19 protein-coding genes are annotated in these 24,603 nt (G+C 42.7%); 7 read left to right on the top strand and 12 right to left on the bottom strand.

What is annotated here, in order from left to right; genetic code table 11:
- Positions 1 to 101 precede the first annotated feature (101 nt).
- The 5 genes from ABWW54_RS01305 (at position 102) to ABWW54_RS01325 (ending at position 4,737) form a co-directional block, all read left to right on the top strand.
- On the top strand, positions 102 to 938 hold the full coding sequence (locus ABWW54_RS01305; protein ID WP_353409303.1) for a hypothetical protein: 837 nt from the start codon (positions 102 to 104) through the stop codon (positions 936 to 938).
- Complete coding sequence (locus ABWW54_RS01310) at positions 935 to 1,486, top strand: AAA family ATPase (protein WP_353409305.1); 552 nt, start codon at positions 935 to 937, stop codon at positions 1,484 to 1,486. Before ABWW54_RS01305 ends, ABWW54_RS01310 begins: the two co-directional genes overlap by 4 nt.
- A complete protein-coding gene (locus ABWW54_RS01315) occupies positions 1,483 to 2,829 on the top strand; it encodes a B12-binding domain-containing radical SAM protein (protein WP_353409307.1) in 1,347 nt (448 codons plus the stop codon). The genes ABWW54_RS01310 and ABWW54_RS01315 overlap by 4 nt, the downstream gene beginning before the upstream one ends.
- 168 nt (positions 2,830 to 2,997) lie before the next feature.
- Positions 2,998 to 4,308 carry an FAD-dependent thymidylate synthase gene (locus tag ABWW54_RS01320; protein ID WP_353409309.1) on the top strand — a complete coding sequence of 437 codons (1,311 nt, stop codon included), beginning with the start codon at positions 2,998 to 3,000 and terminating at the stop codon, positions 4,306 to 4,308.
- Positions 4,309 to 4,320: 12 nt separating this feature from the next.
- The gene (locus ABWW54_RS01325) at positions 4,321 to 4,737 is read left to right on the top strand and encodes a hypothetical protein (protein WP_353409311.1); all 417 of its coding nucleotides are present in this window, start codon (positions 4,321 to 4,323) and stop codon (positions 4,735 to 4,737) included.
- Between the two features lie 303 nt (positions 4,738 to 5,040).
- Here ABWW54_RS01325 and ABWW54_RS01330 read toward each other — a convergent pair whose 3' ends face one another.
- The 10 genes from ABWW54_RS01330 to ABWW54_RS01375 all read right to left on the bottom strand — a co-directional run bounded on the left by ABWW54_RS01330 (position 5,041) and on the right by ABWW54_RS01375 (position 21,209).
- On the bottom strand, positions 5,041 to 6,651 hold the full coding sequence (locus ABWW54_RS01330; RefSeq protein WP_353409313.1) for a cation:proton antiporter domain-containing protein: 1,611 nt from the start codon (positions 6,649 to 6,651) through the stop codon (positions 5,041 to 5,043).
- 125 nt (positions 6,652 to 6,776) lie between these two features.
- Complete coding sequence (locus ABWW54_RS01335) at positions 6,777 to 7,958, bottom strand: DUF2726 domain-containing protein (protein WP_353409315.1); 1,182 nt, start codon at positions 7,956 to 7,958, stop codon at positions 6,777 to 6,779.
- A gap of 233 nt (positions 7,959 to 8,191) precedes the next feature.
- Complete coding sequence (locus ABWW54_RS01340; protein WP_353409317.1) at positions 8,192 to 8,509, bottom strand: hypothetical protein; 318 nt, start codon at positions 8,507 to 8,509, stop codon at positions 8,192 to 8,194.
- A gap of 156 nt (positions 8,510 to 8,665) precedes the next feature.
- Positions 8,666 to 8,953: a LytTR family DNA-binding domain-containing protein gene (locus ABWW54_RS01345; protein ID WP_353409319.1), complete on the bottom strand. Its 288-nt coding sequence runs from the start codon at positions 8,951 to 8,953 to the stop codon at positions 8,666 to 8,668.
- 3 nt (positions 8,954 to 8,956) lie between these two features.
- The gene (locus tag ABWW54_RS01350; protein WP_353409322.1) at positions 8,957 to 11,863 is read right to left on the bottom strand and encodes a P-loop NTPase fold protein; all 2,907 of its coding nucleotides are present in this window, start codon (positions 11,861 to 11,863) and stop codon (positions 8,957 to 8,959) included.
- 317 nt (positions 11,864 to 12,180) lie between these two features.
- Positions 12,181 to 12,891, bottom strand: a complete 711-nt coding sequence (locus ABWW54_RS01355) for a M48 family metallopeptidase (protein ID WP_353410364.1) — start codon at positions 12,889 to 12,891, stop codon at positions 12,181 to 12,183.
- Positions 12,892 to 12,905: 14 nt separating this feature from the next.
- Positions 12,906 to 16,049: a type I restriction endonuclease subunit R gene (locus ABWW54_RS01360; RefSeq protein ID WP_353409325.1), complete on the bottom strand. Its 3,144-nt coding sequence runs from the start codon at positions 16,047 to 16,049 to the stop codon at positions 12,906 to 12,908.
- Positions 16,046 to 17,392: an ATP-binding protein gene (locus tag ABWW54_RS01365; protein WP_353409327.1), complete on the bottom strand. Its 1,347-nt coding sequence runs from the start codon at positions 17,390 to 17,392 to the stop codon at positions 16,046 to 16,048. The genes ABWW54_RS01360 and ABWW54_RS01365 overlap by 4 nt, the downstream gene beginning before the upstream one ends.
- Positions 17,389 to 18,744 carry a restriction endonuclease subunit S gene (locus tag ABWW54_RS01370; RefSeq protein ID WP_353409329.1) on the bottom strand — a complete coding sequence of 452 codons (1,356 nt, stop codon included), beginning with the start codon at positions 18,742 to 18,744 and terminating at the stop codon, positions 17,389 to 17,391. The genes ABWW54_RS01365 and ABWW54_RS01370 overlap by 4 nt, the downstream gene beginning before the upstream one ends.
- A complete protein-coding gene (locus ABWW54_RS01375) occupies positions 18,744 to 21,209 on the bottom strand; it encodes a type I restriction-modification system subunit M (RefSeq protein ID WP_353409332.1) in 2,466 nt (821 codons plus the stop codon). The genes ABWW54_RS01370 and ABWW54_RS01375 overlap by 1 nt, the downstream gene beginning before the upstream one ends.
- Positions 21,210 to 21,469: 260 nt before the next feature.
- On the opposite strand from ABWW54_RS01375, the gene ABWW54_RS01380 reads away from it, so the two are divergent.
- Positions 21,470 to 22,138, top strand: coding sequence for a hypothetical protein (locus ABWW54_RS01380; protein WP_353409335.1), 669 nt, complete (start codon positions 21,470 to 21,472; stop codon positions 22,136 to 22,138).
- Between the two features lie 54 nt (positions 22,139 to 22,192).
- On the top strand, positions 22,193 to 22,810 hold the full coding sequence (locus ABWW54_RS01385; protein WP_353409338.1) for a uracil-DNA glycosylase: 618 nt from the start codon (positions 22,193 to 22,195) through the stop codon (positions 22,808 to 22,810).
- A 41-nt stretch (positions 22,811 to 22,851) separates the two neighbouring features.
- On the opposite strand, the gene ABWW54_RS01390 is transcribed toward ABWW54_RS01385, so the two are convergent.
- Complete coding sequence (locus tag ABWW54_RS01390; protein WP_353409340.1) at positions 22,852 to 23,382, bottom strand: DUF6265 family protein; 531 nt, start codon at positions 23,380 to 23,382, stop codon at positions 22,852 to 22,854.
- A 203-nt stretch (positions 23,383 to 23,585) separates the two neighbouring features.
- Positions 23,586 to 24,599 carry a hypothetical protein gene (locus ABWW54_RS01395; RefSeq protein WP_353409342.1) on the bottom strand — a complete coding sequence of 338 codons (1,014 nt, stop codon included), beginning with the start codon at positions 24,597 to 24,599 and terminating at the stop codon, positions 23,586 to 23,588.
- Positions 24,600 to 24,603: the final 4 nt, after the last annotated feature.

The raw sequence follows: 24,603 nt of genomic DNA on the forward strand, positions 1-24,603 counted from the left end.
CACTTATTAAAAAATTTGATTTGAATCTTGAACTAGCGCCTTTTGATTTAATTTACAGGCAAATATCTTTTCATGCTAGCTAATAAAAATAGGGACAATTTATGAATAATATTAGCCGTGTCTTATATCTTTTGATCGGTTTAGTAATTTTCGTATCATGTGGTTGGGCAACCATGGGTGCTTTGTTAGAAATCTCTAACAATCCAAACCACAAAATCCTGGGTATACCAACGAATATCTGGATAGGAACTCTTGGCTCAATTAGTGCATCTGGGATTTTTTTTACAGTATCTGAAGCTCTTCGCTGGGTATTTGACCACAAAATTTCTGAAAACTATAATCGTCTAAAGTTTTATGAGGAAAAGGTTGGAATAACGGATTTTTTTAATCAGAAAGGTAGCGATCAAGCAAATAGCGACTATAGTAGCGCTATCGCGAAAGCAAAGCATCGCGTATGGGCTTTTGGTATTTCAAATGGAGAATTTTTGTCTGAACATTTAGAGCTTTTAATTACAAAAAAAAAGCGCACTCCAAAACTTGATATTTGTATTTGCTTTGTCGACCCTGAAACAAATATCATCTTGAATAGAGGAAAGGAAGTAGAACAAATCTCTCAAGTACAGTTATTCGATATAACTCGTGATAGCCGTACAACAACTGATACGTCATCACGTGTACTAGATCACATTAAGGATGCACGTACAAAAATATCGCCCGAACATGTAGACATTGATATTAAGCTAGTCACTGCTGCCGGGTATGTTTCAGCTATGGTAGTGGATGATGTTATTTACGTATTTCCTTTCACTGCTGTTTCTAAAGACAATACCCGTACTCCTTATTTGAAAGTTACAGTAACGTCTCAAATTGGAAAGGCATTTTTATCGTTCCTAGAAAACGTTAAGGACCACCCTAGACTAACAGTCGATATATCATGAGGGTAGCGTTCACAGGTGCTGCTGGAACCGGAAAAACATCTGTCGCAAAAAGTATAGTCAAGTCTGCTGTAAACGATAGTTTAAAGTATACGATTCTAGGGGTTGATAGTAGACAACTTCTATCTCTTTTGGGCCTAAGCCAGACAAGCCAAATAAAGACATCTTATTACCGTGTTTTTCAAACTATGTATTTAGGACAAAAGATCATACTCGAAGACAATAATAAGAAATTTCTAACTGAGCGCTCATATGCGGACTGTTTAGCCTATTGGCGACTACATTGCTCCGAGAGCGCAACAAACGACGAAAATGAGTTCATAGAATCCCTTTGTTATAAAAATATTTATAAGTATGACTTTCATTTCTTTTACCCCAATGGATATCTCAAATTGGAACAAGATGGATTTCGAAATCCTAGCCTTGAATACCATAAAAAGTATGAGAAGGAGCTTTTGAAAATATATGAAGAATGGAAAATTGAGCGTATCGAAATGCCTCTTACCAATATCAAAGAACGAACCAGATTCGTATTAGATTATCTTTCATGAGTCATCTTGTTGCCATATCATCGGGAATGCTTTCTCCAAAAAAAGGTGACCAACCTTTTTATCGTGCACATAGGTATTTGAACTACGGCCTGTTAAGTCTAGCATCTAGAATTCCGTCAATAGTCCAAGTCTTACATGGCAACTTTACACCTCCTAACTTATTTCTTAATAAAAATCCGTCTATTTTAGAAGCGAATGTCATATTGCTCTCGATACCAAGCTTTTACGGAGTTCCATGGGCATCCGAGCTAGTTAAAGAAATTATAGCGCGTAAAAAGAGCATAGAAATTCATATAGGCGGGCGCTGGGTAATCGATCAAAACTGGAATTTTATTAAATTACAATTTCCTTCCTCTGTTTATATCCATAGGGGGATAGGAGAGAAAGTAATTGACAGCCTAGTTAATCGCTGGAGAAAAAATGGAACTCTCTCTCATAACCAAAACAGATCAGCAACACCACTCAATTATGCACTCCTATCTGAGCTTGAAACGTTTCATCCCAGTGTAGAAGTCTCTAGAGGTTGCGGGCTTGGTTGCGCATTCTGTGAGGAAGCCAATGAACCATTAAGTCGATTGATAAGACCAGCAAACCTATTAACACAAATCAGCGAAATTTCTGAGTCATATATCGGTAAAAAAAACTTCTATTTTGAAAGTTCAATGTTCGCTCCTAGTATTGAATGGGCAAATCAACTTTTGAACTTATATCTGGCTAGAGATGAGACTTTTTTATGGAGAACAGAAACTCGAGCGGATGTGATAAGTCGAGAAAAGTTAGCAATTTTAGCTCAAGCTGGGCTGAAGGTCCTAGATATAGGACTCGAATCGGCATCTCCAGAGCAGCTTTTGAATATGAAAAAGACTTCAAAGCCCGAGGCATACATAAGAAAGGCCAGTGAAATGCTGCACGCGTGTAAAGACCTTGGTATTAAGGCAAAAGTTAACATCTTGCTTTACCCCGGAGAAACTTATAGTACATTGCAAGAAACTAGGCAGTTCCTTTCTGATCACTCAGATGCGATTTTCGGTGTTTCAACTTATCCGGTCGTGGCTTACGGAACCGGAGACAGAATAAAGTATTTCGATAATCTTTATCGCTCTCAAGGCTCTACGGGAATCCATAAAACGAATATAGAAGGCGTTTGGGATGTGGGCTTATCTCCAGAATTAGGTGCAATAGAATCGAAGTTGGAAGCGAGAAATATTGCAAGGGAATTCATGTCAAAGGAAAACTACTACTACTTAAAAAAGTTTTCTTACTTAGATCCTGCGTATAGTTGGGAAACTTTTTCAAACGATGTTCGTCACATAAAACATGAAGATCGTCCATTTGGATATTAGAGTCGCTCTACACAACTTATTATAAGTTTTGCCTTTTTCGTTTGAGGCCGTGACTTAAATCATTATTTACACAATTCTTAAATATGAGTGTTTTCTATATTGATATGGTTATAATATCCTCGGGCATATATATCGCTTAGAACATACAACTACCCTATTGAACAGCAAATGAAAATTTTAAATTTTGACCAGTTTGACCCAGAATCTATAGCGATGTTACAAGCGTTGTATAGCAGATCATCTGAGAGTGTAGTTGTTCATGCTGAAAAAGTTCTTGAACGTGGTTCAGCGAAGTTTATGGAGAGCTTCTATGTAGGCTATGGACACGCATCTATAGGAGATTGCGGAACAACAACTCTATTCATAGAGAATGTATCGATGTTAGCAACTAAAGCAATACAAGATAACCCTCTGTACTCAGGACAAGAATCTTCAACTAGATACATTGATTTTTCTCAGCAAAAAATCATCAATCCAGGACTCAGCTCACTTGGAGAAAAAATTCAATCTCGCTGGCTCGATTTCTATCTATCAAACCAAGAGCAAGTTGAAGATCACCTAAAGAAACGTTTCCCGATAAATAGCGGTGAAAATGCCAATATTTGGTCAAAAGCTATTAAAGCCAGAACTTTCGATGTTTTGAGAGGTTTTTTACCTGCAGGCATAACAACGCAGCTGTCTTGGTCAACCAACCTTAGACAAGCACATGAAAATATATGCAGATTAAAGGCTCACCCGCTAGAAGAAGTTCAAGCTATCGCTTCTGAACTTCAATCTGTATTGAAAAATTCATATCCAAACAGTTTCTCTCACAAAAGCTATTCATCTCAGGATAAATATCTGTCAGATGTCTATGGTAGTTGCAGTTACTTAAAAAACCATTCTGATTTAAACGACGGATTTGAAGCTAAACCGCTTATTCAAGATGTTGTAAACAGCAGGGATTTAAAGTTCATAATTGAACGGCCTGAAAAAACCACTTTACCGAGAAATATTGCAAACTTAGGCCGCTACAAAATTATATGCCATATAGATTATGGATCATTCAGGGATCTTCAAAGGCACAGAAATGGTTATTGTCCAATCCCGTTATTAGGCGATGATATCGGCTTTCATGACTGGTATTTAGATCAGCTTCCAGATGACTTAAGAATTGATGCCGAAAACCTTATTTGTGAACAAAAGTCTGCTACTGAAGCTCTAGCTAGCAAAGAATCTTTAAGCGAATATGATATTCAATACTTTTTACCTATGGGGTATAAAGTGCAATGCGAACTAGAGTATGACCTTTCGCAGCTACTTTATGTTTCAGAACTTCGCTCAAGTGTTACTGTTCACCCAACACTTCGTGTAATAGCCCAAAAAATGGCTTTATTTATAAGAAATCAAATACCTAACATTCCAGTATATTCAGATGATTCACTTACAGATTTCGATATACGCAGGGGTCTTCAGGATATTGTAGAAAAAAAGGTTTAATTGAGGCTTCAATTGTCTGACACTCCCGAAACCCTAAAGAAAGCTCAAGAATTTGCGAACTCTTTATCTGAATATGGCAATGCTAGCCTAGTTTATGTTACGGCTGAGTACGAACCATTTTCATCTAAATTTAAACCAGATATTTGCTTTAAACCAAAAACAGGGCCAAATGCCTTCAAAATAATATTTTTCGAAGTTATAAGGAAATTTTATTCTTTACCTAAGGACCCTATAAAATTTCTTGATGAAAGGAAAGTCTTCGCTGAAGATTACCTAGAAAGCGATATAGCTAAATATGTAATTTTAAATGATAAAGGCATCAGTGATTTTCATAAAAAACTATCTGAAAGACATAATGTGTACTTTTCTAAGACTCCCAGCAATTCTACTGAGTTAATACAAGCGATTAAAAGATCGAAATTAATCTAGAGATACCTTTAACAGTAGTTTCGGGTTAAGGCATAACTTAGATGGGTACAAATTAGGTACATTGATCGGCTTTTATAGGTTTGCATTAATTACGTTAAATTACTGATACTAAATTACTTTCCGTATCGCCAAGTTACGCTTAGATCCCCCCAGGTAATCTAGGTTTACCACTTCAAACACACACTGAAAATCCCCGTGTCGGCAGTTCGATTCTGCCCCTGGCTACCATTTTCTCTTTGTACTTCCGATTTAAAATATCTTTCTTAAGCATCAAAGCCAGAATACCTAGTTATTATTTGACTCCTATCCCTTATGCTTTTGGTAGAAGTCGTTAAATGCACGTTCGGCGAAACCTGCGCCAGCGCGGGTATAGATATTATAGACGGCCGAAATTCCCATTTCTCGTAATGTCTCTTCTTCATCGGCGTAGTGGACGACAACCGCAAGCTTTGCTGAGTGAGCCATTTCCCTAAGCTGGCCTATGGCTCTGATATTCGACTCTAGGTTAGGCAGCGCCAACAAGATTAAATCGAAACTCGGATTGTGATCAATTTTCTCCCAAAACTCTGGGTCACACGGATTACCCACTAACGCATTACGACCTTCTTCCTTATGTCTTTCAATCAACGGGACGCTAAAATCGATGCCGATAACGGCCTTATCTTGCGTAGCTGATAGCTCATCATAAGCACCGGCACCCACTCTTCCCATGCCGAATACCGCAATCTGAGCTCCGTGTGTGTCAATCAAACCATCGCCCGGCAACCGCTTAGCGTGTTGCATTGATAGCCACAGCCCTCGGTACTTACGATATAGCCGATTATCAGCGTTATTAAGCGGCGCAGCAAAGACGAATGACACAGACAAAGCAATCGCCATAACAATCAACCACTGGCCGTCCAACCAATTACTGGAAACGCCGATCGCAACAACAATAAGCCCAAATTCACTGTAGTTAGACAAATTTAGCGTGGCGAACAGAGCCGTCCTAGCTCGCAGTTTTAGCTGGGTCATTAACTTTAAGAAAAGGGCCGCTTTGATAAAGACCAAAGGTACTAACGCTAGGCCAATCATTACCGCAGGAAGCGTCAGCTCACCCGACATACCAATGGTTAGGAAGAAGCCAACCAAGAATAGATCTTTGAAACTGAGCATCGATTCCGCCAACTCCTTTGATTTAACGTGAGTGGAAATCAACACCCCTACAAGCAATGCGCCTAGGTCACCCTTAACCCCGACAATCTCGAATATTTCCGAGCCACCTAATGCCAATACTAACCCGAAAAGAATTAACAACTCACCATGACCCGTTTTTTCAAGTATCAGATTGATCACGGGTCGGAGTGGAATCAATAATATTAAAAGCAATGCCCACATAGTTGGTAGCTTGCCTGCGGTAATCGCCAAGAAACACACAGCAGCCAAATCTTGCATAATTAATATGCCAATGGCGATACGGCCATTGCGTGAATTCATCTCGCCTCGTTCCTCGAGAACTTTCACCACAAACACAGTGCTGGAAAAACTGAGAGCAAAAGCCAGTAATAGCGATTGCTCCAATGTAAGGTCAATAAACAGGGGCAGGCCAATAATCGCGAGGAGAAAGATAATACCTCCAAACAGAGAGGTGATTATAGACATGTGAATCAGGGTGGTGCCCCATATTTGAGGGCGCATCAAGCTCTTTAAATCCAGCTTCAGGCCGACCGTGAATAACAACAAAGTGATTCCTAGATCTGCCAACTTGGCCAGCATTTCTCCGCTGGCAACACCAAACGTGTTTAATACAAACCCAGCAACCAAAAAGCCCACCATCGGTGGCAATCTGACCGCACTGGATAAAAAGCCCAGCAAAAAAGCCAACGCCAACCAAGTAACATCACCCAATGCTATTGCGATCCACTCAAAACCCACGGTTGTGCACTCCTCTGATTAATTATTGATGGCTAAATTCATATGATAGTTACTAACCGATAAACTCTCTAGCCTCAATTCGAGGAATCCGACTCGCAAGAAACTCTCAAGCGTCGAAGAACCAGTTAGCCCCACTCCTTGGCTGATCGGAGTCCTAAGGAAACAACGTCGGGCAGTTTTTTGATTGAATCATTGCTCAATTTGCGTTGTGCGAAAATAAGCCGTTTAGCCGCTCCTAACTTTGCCACGGCATTCACAACAGACTGATCTTTACTTTGCCCTGTCATCGTTGGGTAATGATTTGACGATTTAATCGTATCCCGATACTGATCCCAGATAGGCCCATATTCTTCAATTAGCTCACGTTTTTTGGTCGACATCTCATCTAAGCTGACATCAATAACATACAGTTTTGTTTGTTGATTAAACAACGCAGCAAAATAGAGCAAATAGTTCGAATACTCAGACGCATTCTTTGGGGTGTAATGGTCAGACTCTCCTATGGACCAAAAAAACGCATTCTTATGGCCGTTTACCGCTTGCATCCATCTATTGTATGCCCCATTTTTGGCTTCGCCAATCATCAGAACTTGGTTTTTCAAGCTGCCTTCAAGCCCAACATGCACAAAAACCTGTGGGCCTCGTGGGTGTGCTTGCTTAAGCTCTCTACTTAATTTAGCAAAACCGTCTGCAGACATAAGTAAGTCATACGCTGATAGGCTGGATGCGTTACGTGGAATGGGCAACTGCTTCGTCGTTGAATCGATGACAGCGGTTTCACCTGTAGCTGTCTTAGTGGCGCTTTCACTGTTTTTGATAGCCCTGGCACCATAGAGCTGCACTCTCAACTCTTCGATGCGATAAGCTCTTTGTGCTTTAATGCGTATCAAATCCAGTTTGGCTGATTTGCAAGCGGCGTTTAAAAAATCATCACGATTAACACGGGCTTTCTTTTGGTGAGAACCGTCGTCCAGTTCTATCACCATTTGCACCGACAGAGTCTTTACATCGCATAAAACAAAGTCAAAGTGCTTGGCCGATATTTTGTTGAACGCCGTTTGCCACTTACTGCGATCTAGACCTGATACAGGCTTCAAAACATCGGCTACACGTACCTTAGAAAACACAACGGTTTTAGAATCCACTGCCTGTAGTAATACGCCGTAAAATGATCGCTCGGCGGACGTTAGAAGTTCTTTCTGCCGTTCGTATAGCGGCTTACTTTCCTCCGCTCCTGTTGCAGAAAGATTTTTTAGAATCAACGCCGCTATAACCAATAAGACGACAAGTAAAAGCATCCATTCCATAAACTGATTTCCTATTATCTACTAAATATCCAGGGAACTGGTTGTATCTCCACAGAGATTAATCTAAGCCCCAATTTAAAAACTATTTAAACGCCGGAAGCTAAGCGCTTTGCCCTATAAGTTCGAATGCAGCCCATCTAAGATACATTTCATATATCACGGAATCGCCACATCGATAAGCGTAGTGTCCTTGGCTAGTTGTTCCGGCAACAACAGGTTAATCACCACCATCGCTATTGCCAATACATAAACAACACCAGCAGCACCAATGTGCCTAAAAACCACATAAGGTGCTTGGTATTTTCTCGTAGATCTCGCAAAGAACTGCAAACCAAAAACAAGGCCAATATTAAAATAACTTCAAGAGCCAATTGCGGAGTAAATAAGGTAAATGCGTAAACCGACAAAGCATCCTTCATCAATTCACCTCGGCAAGTAAAACCGGAATACACACAGCCCATGGCAATTACCGCAAAAGTCACTAGATGATTTATGACGCCAAGCTTAAGCCAAAAAGCGGTGGTTTTGAGTCTATTTTCTAAGGTATCCATTACCCCAATGATAACAAGCCCGGCGTTGGTTTACGCCAATTTATGGCGTTTATTCTTTAAGTACTGAAGGGCAAGAATCGCAGGTTCAACAATCTAGTTTTAACCAAAACGTTCAATTTTGAGGGGGTTCCCACCCACAATCATGACTAAGCCAAATCAAATATTGCTCGCCTTAAACTCTTCGACAAACAATTGGACTGCCTTTTTTCGTCGCCGACTTATGGGCACCTTAGTGCCATCTTGCAAACTAACACTAAAAGTTATGATCTTCAAATGTTGGAGTTGACTGTAAGCAAGCCACCAGGACCGATGCGTTTGTATGCCAGGGTACCCATTTAACGTCGTTAAGGCATCGTCAAATTTCATCAGAATTAACGCACTACCACCATCGGTGGTAATTCTCAGATAATGATCTTCAGCCTTTAGGGCTATTAACGATATCAACGCCTACTCGACTACTGCGGGTAATGAAAGATTCTTGATTCTGTATAGCGCTTTTTTGATTTCATCCTCACTATATCTATTTAATTCAACATCTTTCGCCAAATTATCAATACTAGAATAGCTTTCGATACTTACTCGGCCAAGCTTATCGTGCATTTTATCTCGCTCAGACGTCGGGCACGTGGAGTAATATTCGAACCAGAAAACCAAATAAATATAAGCCCTTAGTTTGGAGTCATCCTCCATAACCTCGGGGTATAAGCCTTTCACAAAAGTAATCACATTGTGCAGTCTAACCAGTGCTCTCGGGTTGTGAATATTGAACACATCTACGCATTGAATAAAAAATGTATATTCCACCGCACTATGCTCAAGATAATCATCCGATTCATTAAAGAGTGCCTCTTCGTCCTCGTCGGTTTCGTATTCAAACCAATTTATTGGCGAAGCATCTATAACCATCGGCTCTTTGGATAAGTATGCGCTTTCAACATGATCAAGCGAGTTTGCTTGATTCGCTAGTGCCCCCCCAGCATTCTCGATATCATCTTGAGTCAGCTTTTTATAAAGCTTATGTTTTACGAAATTTTTCCTCTGGCTGAGGCTAGGCTGCTCCAACATTATTGTCACTTGTAGAATTTTAGCCAAAAAGTCTCTGGCCAAAATTAGCGCCTCTTTTTCTTTTAAGCCAGTCCGTTGACCACGATATTGGTTGGCAATAGCCCGCATTAACACTTCATGATCAACAGCCAAAATAACAATAACGTTTTCGATATTTACCACCAACTGCACGGCCTCTATCGTTTCTAAAATTTTCTTATCTGAACACCTATCTAAATCGTCCACAACCAAAATATACCGAACATTTCTTCTCTCGCGGAACCACTGCCAAAATTTCAAACCAGATAAACTCTCAACTTTTGGGTAGATATTTAGCAGCGTCTGCAATTGCTTTCGAATTGCATCTGATATACCTATGTGCGCACCAAAATCTGGTTTCTTTGAAAGCTCTTGAAGTTTTTCGGTGTACGGGTCGTTTAAGTATGCCCAGACCATTGAGGGAACTGTTGAAAACAGCCCTATAGCCGCAAAGGCAAAACTGCTTGAAACCTCCTGCACCCAGTCTTTTTGGGTTAGTAGATAAGAAGATAGCCCGACAAAGATCAGCACCGTGGCTATCAAATAAAACACAAACACAGATTTACCACTCTCCCATTGCCCTCTCAAACTCATCCAAAGTTGTTTTACGGCTGACTGAGAAGAATAGAGTTTGTCAACAAATGCCTCCGCAATAGACGCAGTCATGTTTTGGCTGTGCCCATTTTGCCACGCGTTGAAAATCACAAAATGGTTGTCCTTGCTATCCTCGTTACTATCCTTATACCGTTCTTGCAATATGCTGATAACTGAACTTTTTCCGCTTCCCCATTTTCCGAATAATGAGACGATAAAATGTTGCCTCGACTCTGAATCGATCACTCCTTTTAGAATCCTCACCAACCCTTCACGACCCAACAAATCCTTTGTTGCTGGCTTGTCGTCTCGCGGGTCAGCGAGGAGTCGTTGAACACTGTTCGCTTCTTCCTTGGAAGACTCCGCATCAACAAGATAGTCGGTCGGCTCTTCCTGTACGCTTTCGGTTCCAACTAAGCGCTTGTATTCTTCGATCAACTCTCCTAAATCCGACTCTATCTTTTCCAAATCAAGCCCTTCCCTCACACTGTAAGCAGAAAAAAGGTACGACTCTGAATACCGAATGGGGCTACTTCCAAGTGACGCATCAAAAAAGGATTTTATGGTCGTCAGGTCATCACCTTGCCAGCGAAGAGCCGGTTTTTTTGTCGCACTGACTCCGCGAGCAAGAACCAACATATCAACTTCTTTGTAATACAAGAAGACCGGATATATGCCCTCGGTAGGCTTTTGATTTTTTGCGAGAAATGCAATCCAAGGCACAAACGCAGCCCCACCAATTCCTAAACTGACTCGCATTACCAAACCAGAATGGTAGTTGGGGTACTCTCGAGTTTTGAGTGACTTAGTTTCTGTTTGCGCTAAAAACTTTTGCAGAATGGGAACTATCCGCCCGCCTTGGGTGCTTCCTTTTGACGAAGTGTCCATCCAAAGAGCTCGCAAAGGCGGCACATACCAATCCAACTCTGTAGTTTTGTATTCGCTCTCAAGTTTGGCCCGTACTTCCGCTAGCTTTATATCAATTTCGTGCTCACTTAAGGCGCGAACTTGCCGAAGTCTGTCACCGGTAAATTCAGAGACAATTTTGACTCTATCACCAGCACCAAACACTCTTTCATAGTGATCCGGATGCAGCATGAACAACAACATGTATCTAAATTGCCGCTTGTCTTGATCTTCAATTCGTTCTAGTAAAATCGATAAACCTGAGGGGTCAGACAGTACTCCGTCCTTGTTAACCTCATCCAACTCAAACCATTGCTTCGCCAACCGTATCAGGAAAACCAGCTCACGCCATCGATGCAGGTTATAGCCTGAGCCTGCCCCACCTACGCCCTTGAGTGCATGGTCCGATAACAGCTCATGCTTCATCGGCAATCGAGTGCCGCTCCACGATATTACTCTACTAATTGTCTCTCTCTTCTTCTCCGGAGTGATATTGCTCACACACAGTAATAATACCCATAGCATCTCACCACAAAGCACAATAGTGTTCTTGGGTGCATCGGCCAGCTGCTTCTCCAGCTTAGAAAGAAAGTCGCCTTCTCCAGTGTCTAAATTATCAACATAAAAGCGCTCCAGGCTTTCCACGTTTTCCGCTGTCCACACTCTCGCTTTATAAAAGAGTGATAGCCCTCCAATTAAACACTGCTCTTTCCACGCATCGGCCGCACTAAGAGTCGCTCTCGAATCTTTATCTCCACAAAATCGTGCCATAGTTTTCTCCTTAAAATTCCATCTATAATTTGCCGAGCGAACTAAACATCTCGACGCCTCAAAGGGTGGGTACGCCTCCCCAAAATTTTCACATGATTGTATTAACTACCCACACATGACGCCCCCCAAAATTAATCATGGCCTAGACTCCGAAAAGCTGAATCATAATTATGGCCTGATTTTTTACAATGCTCTTAACTACGTCAGGTTAATAAATAAAGGGCTCTGACACTAGAAACATGGCCAGTAAAAAGGTCAAGCAATTTGCTCAAGGATATCCTCTTTCATACTTCCAACAAATCAAATTTGTTTAGCATTTAATAGTCCCAATTCTCATGGGATAACGGAGAGCTGTTGAGCAAATTCTGACGCGCACGCCAATTGGGCAGCGCTTTTTCTAAGCGTAACTTAAAACGCTCATTGTGGTTTCTTTCATAAAGGTGAACCAATTCATGCACCAAAATGTATTCAAGACACTCTACAGGCTTTTTCGCCAACTCCAAATTGAGCCAAATGCGGTTCGCATCGGTATTACAGCTACCCCATTTAGTTTTCATTTTTTTAATGCCCCAAAAGGCAGCCTCTCTGCCTACAATAGGCTGCCATTTACTGAGCAACTCGGGAATCGACTTCTTTAGCTCAGTACGGTACCAGCCGCTTAGCAATCGCTCCTTAGTCGCTACACTGGCGCCTGGCCTAACGTACATTCTCAGCTTACCCGATTTAAATAACTCAATAGCGGGCTTTGCATCTTTTTCAATGAGCTCAAGACGATAACGCTTACCTTGATAATAATGACACTCCCCCGACACATACTCACGCTCAGACTGTCTCGGCTGATCTTGAAAATCTTTCTGCTGGCGCTTTATCCAACTGAGCTTAGACACGACCGCTAGACGCACATTGTCATCCGTAACGTGGGTAGGCACAGCCACACGCACATTCCCGTCAGGCGGATATACGGCAAGGTGAAGGTTTTTGATGTCCTTCCTGACCACTTGCACATCAATGCCGTTCACGGTAATCATTGTTAAGACACTCACTAGTCGTACTCCGCCTGACTTTTAATGATATCCATTATGCTTTCGATATTGACTTGATAGTCGCCGAGCTCTTCACGAACGGCATTCTCAATATTACGCAACTTGAATCGATTCTCTTTCCAATCCGCTTTTTTGGTGTGCTTAATCACGGCATCAATGCGACTCACTAGATCCGCATTCTGATCAAGGTTATCGTATAAAGACTGCTTTGCCCGGGTATTCATTGCGCCAGGGTAATCAGGTGTTTCTTCAGGCCGCTCAATGTCATTTGCTAAGTTCTTAACTTGTTCTAGATATTCTGCATAACTGATTGCCGCTTCTCTGCGTTGCGCGATTAAGGCGTCTAACAGCTCAGACATTTTTTCGTAATACTTAGGATTAATTGGCTGTTCGTCAATAATTACCTTGCGCATATTATTTTCAATCACTTCGGCCATCGCGTCAGGCACTGATCTCGTATCAGAACTTTGGGGATGTTGCTTTGACCTCTCAATGATTAATTCGATTAAACCAAGCTCTTCAAAATCAATTACTTTCTCGCTATCGTCAGCCCGGATATAAGTATCAAGTAATCGACGCATTGCAGGCTCATACTGCTTCATATCAACTTCATCACGCGAAGCCTGCTTTACCTCTTGGCGCATATCACTAAAGTGCTGAACTTCAGCTTTAACAACCTTAGCTTCATCTGCGCTATAACCCGCCGCGTGCATTTCGTTCGCTAAATTCGAATAAGCACGTACCAACGATGCTGCATTTTTATACAAACTAACCCGTTTGGCCTCATTGATTTTTAGATCATCGGCATTTGCCACATCGCCACAAAAATATCGAATGTAGTCGATAGGTTCCTTGGGTTGCAATACCGGCTCACACAACGCCTTAATGACTTCTCTTGCTTCTTCAAGGTCTTCTTTGCCTTTGCCTAGCCGGTTAGTTAACAGGCCTGCTACATCCGCTTTATCATACTCGTCGAATGCCCCGCTGGTGTAATCACCAATGGTTGTTTCCAAGCTGTGAAACAAATCTTTGTAGTCAACAATATAACCGTATCGCTTGTCATCTCCATCTAAACGATTGACTCGGCAAATCGCTTGAAACAAACCATGGTCTTGCATTTTTTTATCGATGTATAAGTAAGTCGCCGACGGTGCATCAAAACCCGTTAGCAGTTTGTCCACCACAATCAATAAACGCATTTGCGCAGGCTCTTTTTTAAACTGTTTCTTTACCCGTTGTTCAAATTGAGTGGCCATTTTAATGGCGTCTTCTTTGGGTAACTCAAAATAGTCCGCCAACATCTGTTGATAAATATCGTATTGGTGCAATTTTTCGGTCAAGCCTTCGCCGGTTTCTTCGCCCTTAATGTCATTGGGCGATGGCAAATAGCTGGTAACAATTGCGCATTTTCCTTTCAACTCAGTGCCATTGAACAACTCGTAGACCTTGCACGCTTGGTAAATACTGGCACATACCAGCATCGCATTCCCGCGACCGTCCATCAGACGCTGCCGAGTATCCATATCCAATAAAATATCATTTACAATTTGTTCTAGCCTCGACTGGCTAGATAACACTTTCTGCATCGTGCCCCACTTTTGCTTGAGCTGCACTTTCGCCATCGCCGACAAGCCTCGGGTTTTGGCATCAAACCAAGTGTCCACTCTATCTTGTGAGGTCACATACTGATCTATGTCACGAGCCTCATATTGCAGGTCCAGTATCACGCCATCAGCCACCGCCTCATCAAATTTATACGTATGAATAAATGAGCCAAACACCTCGATGCTTTTCTGTTTGTCTTTTTTCAGTAGCGGCGTGCCTGTAAAGCCAATGAAAATAGCCTCAGGCAAAATCGCTTTCATGGCGCTGTGTAATTTTCCTGACTGAGTTCGATGGCACTCGTCCACAAATACAAACACATTGCCTTTAGCGCTGAAATCTTTAGGCAAATTTTTAGTCAGCTCTTGTAGGTACGACTCAGTGGCTTCGTCGTCCGATGCTTCTCGGCCTTGGCGACCAAACTTATGCACCAGAGAACACAATAGCCATGGCTCAGCCTGATTCAAATCGGCCAGTAAATCAGCGCCATTCTTACTGCGCACAATCTCTTCGTCTACGCCTTGAAACACGCCTTCTATTTGCTCATCTAACTCTGTTCGATCGGTAATCACCAGCACGCGCGCGTTATTCACATGCTCACGAATCCATTTAGCCAACCACACCATGGTTAAACTTTTACCCGACCCTTGGGTGTGCCAAATAATGCCGCCTTCTTTATTGTCTATAAAGCTCTGAGCAGCCCGCACGCCAAAATATTGGTTTTGGCGGCACATCTTTTTTCTGCCGGCATCAAACACAATAAAGTCATGAATCATTTCTAGGAAACGATCTTTACGACACAGATTAATGATATCGAAATCCAACAGCTCGTTGACATAATCAACATCAAATACCGACAGATGTTTTTTGCTGCCTTCAGCATCAGCATTGTAATTAGGGTTTTCTTCTTTCCAACGATAGTAATGCTTTTCCGGCGTTTCAGTTGTGCCATAACGCAAGCCTTCGCTGTCATTACCGGCCATTACTAATTGCATGGTGCTGTAGAATTCTCGAATAAATTCTTTCTTTTGGTTGTCTAAATTTTGGCGAATTCCCTTCGCTACCGACTCAGACGAGCGCTTCAACTCGATCACGCCCAATGCAATGCCGTTTACATATAAAACAATATCAGGGCGCTTATTGTTCTCACCTTTTACCGAGACTTCTTGCGCGATGGCAAAGTCATTCTTTTCAGGTTCAGCCCAGTTAATCAACCACACCGTTTGAGTGTGCTCGCCTTGGCCCTGTCGAACCTTAACACCGTAACGCAGTAGGCTATAAACACCGCGGTTAACGTAGTACGGTTTTTTACCATCGCCCAAGCTGGCGGCCAGTTTTAACTCACGAATCGCTTTGCCAATGAGTGCATCATAGACCCCTTGCCGTTTAAGCCAAGGGCGTAAGTACTCTTCTTCAACATTAGAATTGTTCGCTCGGCTTTGCCAATGACCATAATACTCATAACCGAGCAGTTCCTTGTTTTGAAACAGCTCAACGATGCGATCTTGAGTGTCGCGTTCTGATTGCCCTACTGTGCTCATTCGTTGCCCCCCAGGACATTCCATTTACCGCCCTTTGCTGGGCCAATGCGTTCTAACTTACCTTGTTGTTGTAATTTACTTATCGCGCGTTCGATTGTTCTTCGGTCTTTACCAATCTCAGCGGCTAGTTCGGGAACAGTAAGTTCTGAGTTCTGTTCTAATAACGCCAAAATCAAATCCGGCGTTTTCCCCGGCGTTTTCCCCGGCGTTTTCCCCGGCGTTTTCCCCGGCGTTTTCCCCGGCGTTTTAGCTAACAACGTTAACGAAAAATCGGGGTTCTCATAGTCAAATTCAGGCGTTGGTAAACCAGCCAACTCGCATTCCTTAATGATCTTTAGCGTGCCCCGGCCCCACGCTTCAATCAAACCCGCGCGAAAAAACGCATTGGCAATATCCGGGTTGCTTGGTTTGGATGGGTGTTTTGTTTTAAGCTTGTCTACCGTCCAATTATCGGGCAGTTCACCGGGGTTAAAAAACAAAATATGATTGTCATACACGCTGATTTGAATCGGTATGCCACTGGCATAATCTTTATGTGCAACGGCGTTTAATAAGGCTTCGCGCAGTGCCGCTTCCGGGTAAGGCAAGTCTTCAACGCGTTGCTCACCTTCGTAACGAATCTCGGCGCGCATGTATTTGGTGCGCAATAAATCGAACGTGATGGCGACTTGATCAAACACATTGCCATGCACTTCGTCTTGATAGCGCAGATCATCGTCCGTTTCGAAGAATCCAATTTTTATAAACGCGCCGGTCACAAACTGTTCCGGCTGCGGGTGAAACAACAAGATTGCCGCGCGTTTTAAATGGTCGCCATCCAGTAAATGAAGGCTTTCGAGCAGACCTTGGTAATCGCTTTGCAACTCGTCGCTATCCACCCGCTGACTTTTAGCCGCTTGCTGTTTAAAGCTTTCAAATGTGTCGGGGTTGAAGTCACCCACTGTGACCTTAGGTATCGGCACGCCATCCCACCGTTTGCCTTGTTTTTGCAATAGAAACTTATCTAAGGCCGCACCTTTTAATTCTTGTTTAGTGCTGCCGGTGCGGTAGTGATACTGGCCCTTGTAGTTAATCGCGTACGGGTAAGCCTCCACCACGATTTCAATCAGCTCTTTTCCATCACTTTCGAACAAATTAACGTCAACAATAATGCCGAGCACATCACGTATTTTGTTAGGCAAGTCTTCCAGTAGCTTTTTGACGTTACTCAGACCAACATCATTACCCTTATCATCCCGGCCAATAATCAACACACCGCCTTCGGCATTGGCAAACCCACAAATCCATTTTAAATAGTCATCACGCCAAGATTCCTTCCACTCCCTATGCTGCGATTCGCTCATACCAATCGGGTTCTCCCTGTTAGTAGTTCTTGCATCATGCCGTATTTGATTTCTTTGGTTTTGTTTAGACGTTTATCTAATGATCTAATTTCAAAATCAATAGTTGATAACACATCGAAAATTACTACTTGCTCTTTATATGGTGGTAATGGAATTTGTAATTTATTCAATACTTCGATAGTCAGTGCTTTTTGTGAGCTTCCAATAGCACCCTCTAAAATTTTAGGTTTAAGCCAACCTAATTGCTTAGATAGGTAGACTGCGTTTACTCGATCTTTTATTTTTCTCAACCAGATAAGGTTTCCATCCTTAAAATAGAAAGGCAACTCACTATCCACAAAGTATGAATTACCAAGCGTACCTACAGCTGTAATTAGAATATCTCCTTTCTCTGGAGCCCCATATTTATTTTTTAAAATGCTGTATTTACTCTCAGATATATAACACTTAACTTCCGGCCTCTCACCTTTAAGCATCTGTGATATTTCTTGCCCTCTATAAAAAGGAATTCCATTCGGGACATAATCATCCTCAAATATACGTTTACTTGAGGTCAGTTCAGCGATGTCTTTAAGTTCAACAACATCCCAATCTTCAGGAATTTCGCCCAAATCAGTTTTTTTATAACCGGGCCGACACCCATCAATCTGCTCCTTAACGTCCGTGTCGTCATCCGATAAGTGCTCACCTGTACAAAAAGGCGGGAGGCGTTTTTTACCGGTGAGCAATTGCTGCATGGCGGCGGTTTTGATATCGCGTTTTTTGGCGATGAGTATTTCCAGTGAGGTTATTAGGGCATCGACATCGGAGAGTGCGTTGGCGATTGCTGTTTGTTCTGTTTTAGGAGGTACAGCCAATTGATATGGATTCAATTTTTCCAGATTTATATTTAACTGGGCATTATGAGTTGCAAGTGATTCAAACTCTCCTTTTCTATACTTGAGCGTTTGTAGTAGCCAAAATTTATTAATCTCGGGATTATTTCTAATGGCGATCAAACTATCTGGACAGGCTACTGAAAACGGAACTATTGCTACGTCACCAATATTGGCAGCGATTGTAAAAAACAGTGTGTCTTTTGGGAAGACCTTACTAATCTTGACGCCTTCCTCATTCAGGGTTCGGTCATAGTGAACATTTACACCATTATAGCGAGCAATATCTCCAGTTTGAATGAATGGGACATTACCACCAAAAAATTTAGGATCATTTCGAGGGCGTGCACTAAATTTTCCTCTCTCCAGTATTGCAATAGTATGCAACTGCAAGACATCCCAATCTTCGGGAATAATACCTACGCCCGATTTTTTATATCCTTCCGGTGCTTGTTGCGGCCTTACATTCCTCACCACTACAACCCCATGCTTTTCAAATGCTGATCTACTTTAGCACTAAGCACATCGACGCTCGTCGTTATGGCTGGTAAAGATTCGGCATAACGTTCTTCCAACGTTTTAACACGGTTAGCCAATTGTTGAGTAACTCGCTCTATCTCAGCATTGATATTCGCCTGCAAGGTAGCCAGCCATTTATCGTCAACAATAAGCATTTTAATCTCTGCCTCGGTAAGTTTGGGGTAATGTTCAAGCACCAGTTTATCCAGAACCTCTCGCGCTTCGTTTAGCGCCTTCTTACTAACCGCTTCTACCTCGAATAATTGCTTGGCTTTTTTAAGGGCCTCAAGCTCATCGATATCGGTCGCGTCTCTAAGTCTGGCGGTGATATTGCCTTTGATCACTTTACCGCCGTCGTTAATCGCCTCTTCTAATAGGCCACCTTCTACTGCGTGTTCTTCAATAAAAGCTTCTCGCTCTGCGGTTGAGGCATCAAATTTAGCTTGCTTACTGTCGATGGTCACTTGATCATCAGCAAAGGAGCGCTTAACGATTAACGCTGGCGGTATCAGTTCGGCTTTGAATTTGATTTTATTGATAATTAAGTCAGGCGTTTCTTTTAGCTTTTCGCCTTTTTTAGCTTTGAGAACGCGAACTGTGTTGGCGGCTGACCAACCGTCTTGAGTGATAAAATAAACATCGTCTTGCATGGTATCAGCCCAGTAATCCATGACGATTTGATACATGTCGTAACAGTTGAGTAGCGGCGAATTTTGGTAGGCGGCTAATAAGGCTTCTGATATGCGATGGATAATCTCTTTGGGGTTTTGGCCTTGTCCGATGGCTGATAAGTTGGCTTGGGCTTTCCATTGATGAAAGATATTGATGCTTTGCTCAGCAAATTGCTCGAATTCTGGGTGCTCAAGAATGGTGGCTTTTACCTCAGACGCTTTGACTACGGCTTGGCTATAGCCTTCGCGCTCGGCGGTAAACAGGCTTGCGCGCAGATTGGGGAACACTTGCCAATATTGATTAAGCGCATCGATATCACTGTTAGGAATGCCACCGTTCAGGTGCGCACTCAAATCGTGTAAATCTTCTGGCGTTGAGCTATCGATATACCGCGGTATATTAAGGTTGTAATCATTCCCTTCAATTTCTTCAAAACCCACCATGCGGCTGTAGCCAGTTTGAGTTAGTTGATTATTAAACACATCGACAATTTTATGCAGGTCTTGCTCGCGCAGGCGGTTTTTGGGGCCGTCTTTAGTAAAGCCTTTGCTGGCGTCGAGCATGAAAATACCACTTGCTGTATCATTCAAACGCTGTTCGGCGCCGGCCTTATCAATCACAATAATGCACGCCGGTATGCCAGTGCCATAGAACAAATTAGCGGGTAAACCGATAATGCCTTTGATGTAACCCTGCTTGACCAGACTACGACGTATACTGGCTTCCGCATTGCCACGAAACAGCACGCCGTGCGGTAAAATGACCGCGGCTTTACCGGTGCTTTTTAGGGATTTAAGAATGTGCAATAGAAACGCATAATCACCATTTTTTTCCGGCGGCTCTCCGTATTCGAAACGCCTAAAAATATCGGCCTTGCTGTCGTCGCGACGCATGCCGTTGGTCCACGCTTTAAACGAGAATGGCGGGTTAGCGACGGCGAAGTCAAAGCGTCTTAGTACTTCATTGTCTTCTGACTGGTCGCCTTGTTTGAAGTATGGGTCTGCAATGGTGCTATGACCGCCCGGGGCAATGTCTAATGCGGCATCGGCCTTGCCGTGCAGTATCATATTCATACGGCACAGGGCGGTGGTGGAGACGTCTTTCTCCTGCCCGTAAATACTTAAGCCGTTAGGCGCTTCGTCATCCGCTTTAAGCAGCAAGGAGCCTGAACCACAGGTTGGATCGTAAACCGTTTGATCTTGTGTGGTCTGATTATCAATGCCAACTACTTTGGCTAACACCCGGGAAACTTCAGCGGGAGTATAGAATTGGCCTTTGCTTTTACCCGATTCAGTCGCAAAATTACGCATTAAATACTCATAGGCATCACCGAGTAAATCATCACCTTGCGCGCTATTATTACCGAAATCTAGACCTTCAAAAATCCCGATAAGCTTAGACAAGCGATCAACCATTTCTTTACCTTTACCAAGGCGGTCTTCGTCATTGAAGTCATTGTCTTTGTTCGCAAGCCATGGCAATTCATTTTTGTCAGCAATAGCCTGCAATACAATATTTAGTTTGTCGCCAACTTCTTTATGATTCTTAATATTCTCTACAATATCGGGAAACGTACAGCCCTTAGGTACCACCACCATGGCGTTCGGATCATTTAACGACTTGTCTGAAACGTACTTAAGGAAAAGAAACGTAAGAACATAGTCTTTGTACTGTGATGCATCCATGCCACCACGAAGCTCATCGCAGCTTGCCCAGAGGGAGGAATAGAGTTCAGTTTTTTTTATGGCCATTAAAAAATAGTTCGGGTCAAAATTCGGAAAAATCGCGACATTATTGTTCAAATAAGAACATTAGCCTTTCACTAAATTTTCCTTTTATTTACAAATAGTTAGATGCGACTATAAATCGAATACTAAATCGTTTATTTGGCTGCCAGCTAAGAAGCTAATTATTCATATTCTAGGAACGAATTAAAACAAATTTCCCAAAGTGTTTAACAATCAAATATTCTGTATTTATATACAGTTATTTTGAATTAATAGGAAATACTATGAAACAAACACATCAGACATCTATCTATCGAATGATTAAGAACACCAACAACGACATAAAATCTGATTACTTATTACTGGCCAACCTGAACGAAAAGAAGGCAAGCGCCTATTTTTCAGCAGCACTGAGTATAGCCTTGTCCGCTATCGGCATGGTACTACTTGAACTGGAAATGTATTCAGCACAAATGTTTCTTACGCCGTTTGCGTTGATATTTGCGTTTCACTTTGCAAGTTACTCTCTTGAAATAGGTAAAAATTTCTTTCGACGCTCTTTCTCAGTCGAACTAGACATCGAATCTGAACGTAAACATTTTGCGCCACTGGTCGAAGCGATAAAGGATGTTAGTAAACGTGAGATAGAGGTAGAACTCTCAATAATGAAAGGAGTTGCCAAAGAGCTAAAACGTAAGGCTAGGGCATTACTGGTTACTGGAGCACCTTTAGTCGCGGTTATAAGCTTCTTTCTACAGGTAAAGCAGCCGAAAAATGTATCAGAAATATTTCACACAGAAATAAACGGCGCTTCTATCACTGTGTTAAGTATCGCTGCGGGTATCTATTTCATATCCTGGGTATATGGCTCGTATAAACTAAGCAAAATAAACTACTACATCAACGTTTTACAATATAGACTTGATTGGAAAAGTGATAAAAAAGACTCGTAAGCACGCACCTCTGTTTTCTTGAACAACTCAACGCCGATATCACTCTAATACCCAATGAACTCCATAGATGACTTTGTATTACGCTTAAGTAAAAAGAGAAATACGTCGGTCATTAAAAATCCGTATTTAGACCCTGCTTTGGCAAATAACCTTAGAGTTTATTTGAACGCGATTGACCAGTTAAACTACAAACCAGTATTGCTGGTTGGTGAAGCATTGGGTTTTAAAGGTGGCGGGCTGACGGGCATACCGTTTAGTAGTGGGCAGATTTTCGAGCGATTTGAACACCCTTTTCTTGAGCAAATTAGGCCTGATCTTGTAATCGAGAATATGGAGTCTGAGAACACGGCGACCATTGTTTGGGAGTATTTGAGCGAAAGGCGGATCACGCCGTTGTGCTGGAATGCGTTTCCGTTTCACCCACACCCGAAAGGCAATCGATTTAAAAACCGAGCGCCGACGGCCAAAGAGATGAAGTCTGGAGCTCGTTATCTAAGATCACTGCAAGCTCTCTTTCAAATCGACACGATTGTGGGCGTTGGCAATAAGGGGGCGCAGTGTGCGAAGAAGGCATTTCCTGATAAGGACATTCTTGCCGTTAGACACCCCTCTTATGGTGGCAAACGCGACTTTATTCAGGGGTTGGACGAGATACTATTTAGTAGACGCTAGTCATTTTCTTGTGACTTCCTTGTCGTTTCAATAAAGGCCATTCACTTGCGCCGCTTATAGATTAGCGGCTCTTCGCGTACGGCCCCTTCTTTTCCTTTCATAACAATGTAACCGTTTATCTTATCGGGGCCATCTCGGTAAAAGCTGAGGCCAGAGAAATGAATGGCATCGGGTTCGATCTTGACGAGTTTGAAATTGACGAAATCTTCTTTGCTTTCCCATGCATGGAAATTCGCACCGAAGTGTTTCACTTTCAAGCTTAAGCTGCCCTCTTCTTCTTCCAGCACTAAGAGTTCGTAAAACACAACGCCTTGATCATTGTAAAGTTTGAAAAAACCAACCATGGTTCCAGCTGACGCTGGGTTCCAAACTTCTTCGAAACGGTTGCCAAATGCGGTGCCAACCCAATCACCCACTAACCAATCGACTTGCTCAATACTGGCTTTGGGGCGCGAGCTTGATTCGTCTAACTTAAACGTGTTTTCAGTATGCGTTGATTGCGCGCTTGCCGGGTTTACAACGGCGAAAGTAAGCAATGCTATTAACGCAGCTGGGATGAATGGAAATCGCATTAGACGTTCTCTGTATGAAGCTTAAATTAGATCAAGCATACAGAATGGCCATAGGCACAATCAAATAAACCACCTTTCGTCATATCTTGATCTCGCCCTCACAACGCTTGTAACGAGGCTGTGCCGCAAACGGACAACAAGGCGGCCGCAAAAAATGTGTTGAAGCAAAGCCTATTTTACAATGGGCTTCATGCTCACTATTATTATTTAAGCCCGCAATACTCCGCCGTTGTTAACGTTGAAACAACTTCCATTTCAGTGTTCGGTGGAACAACGTATTCACTTTCGCCGACTTGTATAAAATCAAAGCGCCCACCTAAACCGGCTTCTTTATAGGCCCAATCAAAGGTGTAACCGAGTGAAGTCCAAGGGAACTCCACGGGTCGGGCGGAACCATATGATGAGTAATATTGTTGATAGAAAAAGTCGGCTTTTTGGTGGCAAATCTTATCGTTTATATTACAACTCGTTGGTGCCTGAAGCGCGCAACTGGTTGTGGTTACAGAGCTGTCGCCACATGGCCTAAAGAGTGATTTACCATCGGCGGGTGTATTGATTTTTAGTTCGATGAAATGTGTTTTGGATGACGCGGGTGCCAAACCCAACCGTTGCTCCAATCGAAGGTTGAGCCGGTCGGGGTTGTTACTGTTATTTTTAACAAAGTCTTTGCAAAATTCTTGAACGTGTGGCGCCAAAGTCACCCATATATTGCCGCTGGAAGTGTACGTACTGCCTGGCCTGCCAAAGCCTTTAGCTTGGTCTGACCTTACCCACGAAACCACGGTGACGGCTCCTGAAGATGGCACTGCATCAAGGCTGTTAACGACTTCGCTGGGTTCGGCTAACGCCATGTCATGTACGGCTTCTAAGTAGCCATCAAAGCGAAGCTTCAATCGCTCGGCCTCGGCTATTTGAGGTATACAAACGTTGCTTCCAGCGGCTAATATGTTCGGGTTGGATATAAAGTCAAACCGTGGATCACCTGCACGCGCGTTGGTCGCGGTTAGAATGGCGAATTGAAAATCGGGCGAACCAAACCAATAGTCGGCCAAACCACTCAGTGATGTATTGGACAACACCTTCGGTGTGGCTTCGCAGTCGCTAGCCAGTTCATCGTCTACTTGTTTTGCGTGACCGCTTAGCGCAAAAGCTGACACGGCGGTAACCAATAGTAAATTGACTGCCCTCTTTATTTCCTTTTTTGCCCACTCCATCATGGTC

This window comes from Arenicella sp. 4NH20-0111 (assembly GCF_040366405.1).
Lineage (GTDB): Bacteria > Pseudomonadota > Gammaproteobacteria > Arenicellales > Arenicellaceae > Arenicella.

Excerpts from the sequence above, each read along its gene's own strand:
- ABWW54_RS01340 (WP_353409317.1), bottom strand. The coding sequence starts at position 8,509 with ATGGATACCTTAGAAAATAGACTCAAAACCACCGCTTTTTGGCTTAAG.
- ABWW54_RS01395 (WP_353409342.1), bottom strand. The coding sequence starts at position 24,599 with ATGATGGAGTGGGCAAAAAAGGAAATAAAGAGGGCAGTCAATTTACTA.
- ABWW54_RS01315 (WP_353409307.1), top strand. The coding sequence starts at position 1,483 with ATGAGTCATCTTGTTGCCATATCATCGGGAATGCTTTCTCCAAAAAAA.
- ABWW54_RS01365 (WP_353409327.1), bottom strand. The coding sequence starts at position 17,392 with ATGAGCGAATCGCAGCATAGGGAGTGGAAGGAATCTTGGCGTGATGAC.
- ABWW54_RS01350 (WP_353409322.1), bottom strand. The coding sequence starts at position 11,863 with ATGGCACGATTTTGTGGAGATAAAGATTCGAGAGCGACTCTTAGTGCG.
- ABWW54_RS01360 (WP_353409325.1), bottom strand. The coding sequence starts at position 16,049 with ATGAGCACAGTAGGGCAATCAGAACGCGACACTCAAGATCGCATCGTT.
- ABWW54_RS01390 (WP_353409340.1), bottom strand. The coding sequence starts at position 23,382 with ATGCGATTTCCATTCATCCCAGCTGCGTTAATAGCATTGCTTACTTTC.
- ABWW54_RS01355 (WP_353410364.1), bottom strand. The coding sequence starts at position 12,891 with ATGATTACCGTGAACGGCATTGATGTGCAAGTGGTCAGGAAGGACATC.
- ABWW54_RS01335 (WP_353409315.1), bottom strand. The coding sequence starts at position 7,958 with ATGGAATGGATGCTTTTACTTGTCGTCTTATTGGTTATAGCGGCGTTG.
- ABWW54_RS01320 (WP_353409309.1), top strand. The coding sequence starts at position 2,998 with ATGAAAATTTTAAATTTTGACCAGTTTGACCCAGAATCTATAGCGATG.
- ABWW54_RS01385 (WP_353409338.1), top strand. The coding sequence starts at position 22,193 with ATGAACTCCATAGATGACTTTGTATTACGCTTAAGTAAAAAGAGAAAT.
- ABWW54_RS01375 (WP_353409332.1), bottom strand. The coding sequence starts at position 21,209 with ATGGCCATAAAAAAAACTGAACTCTATTCCTCCCTCTGGGCAAGCTGC.
- ABWW54_RS01305 (WP_353409303.1), top strand. The coding sequence starts at position 102 with ATGAATAATATTAGCCGTGTCTTATATCTTTTGATCGGTTTAGTAATT.
- ABWW54_RS01380 (WP_353409335.1), top strand. The coding sequence starts at position 21,470 with ATGAAACAAACACATCAGACATCTATCTATCGAATGATTAAGAACACC.
- ABWW54_RS01310 (WP_353409305.1), top strand. The coding sequence starts at position 935 with ATGAGGGTAGCGTTCACAGGTGCTGCTGGAACCGGAAAAACATCTGTC.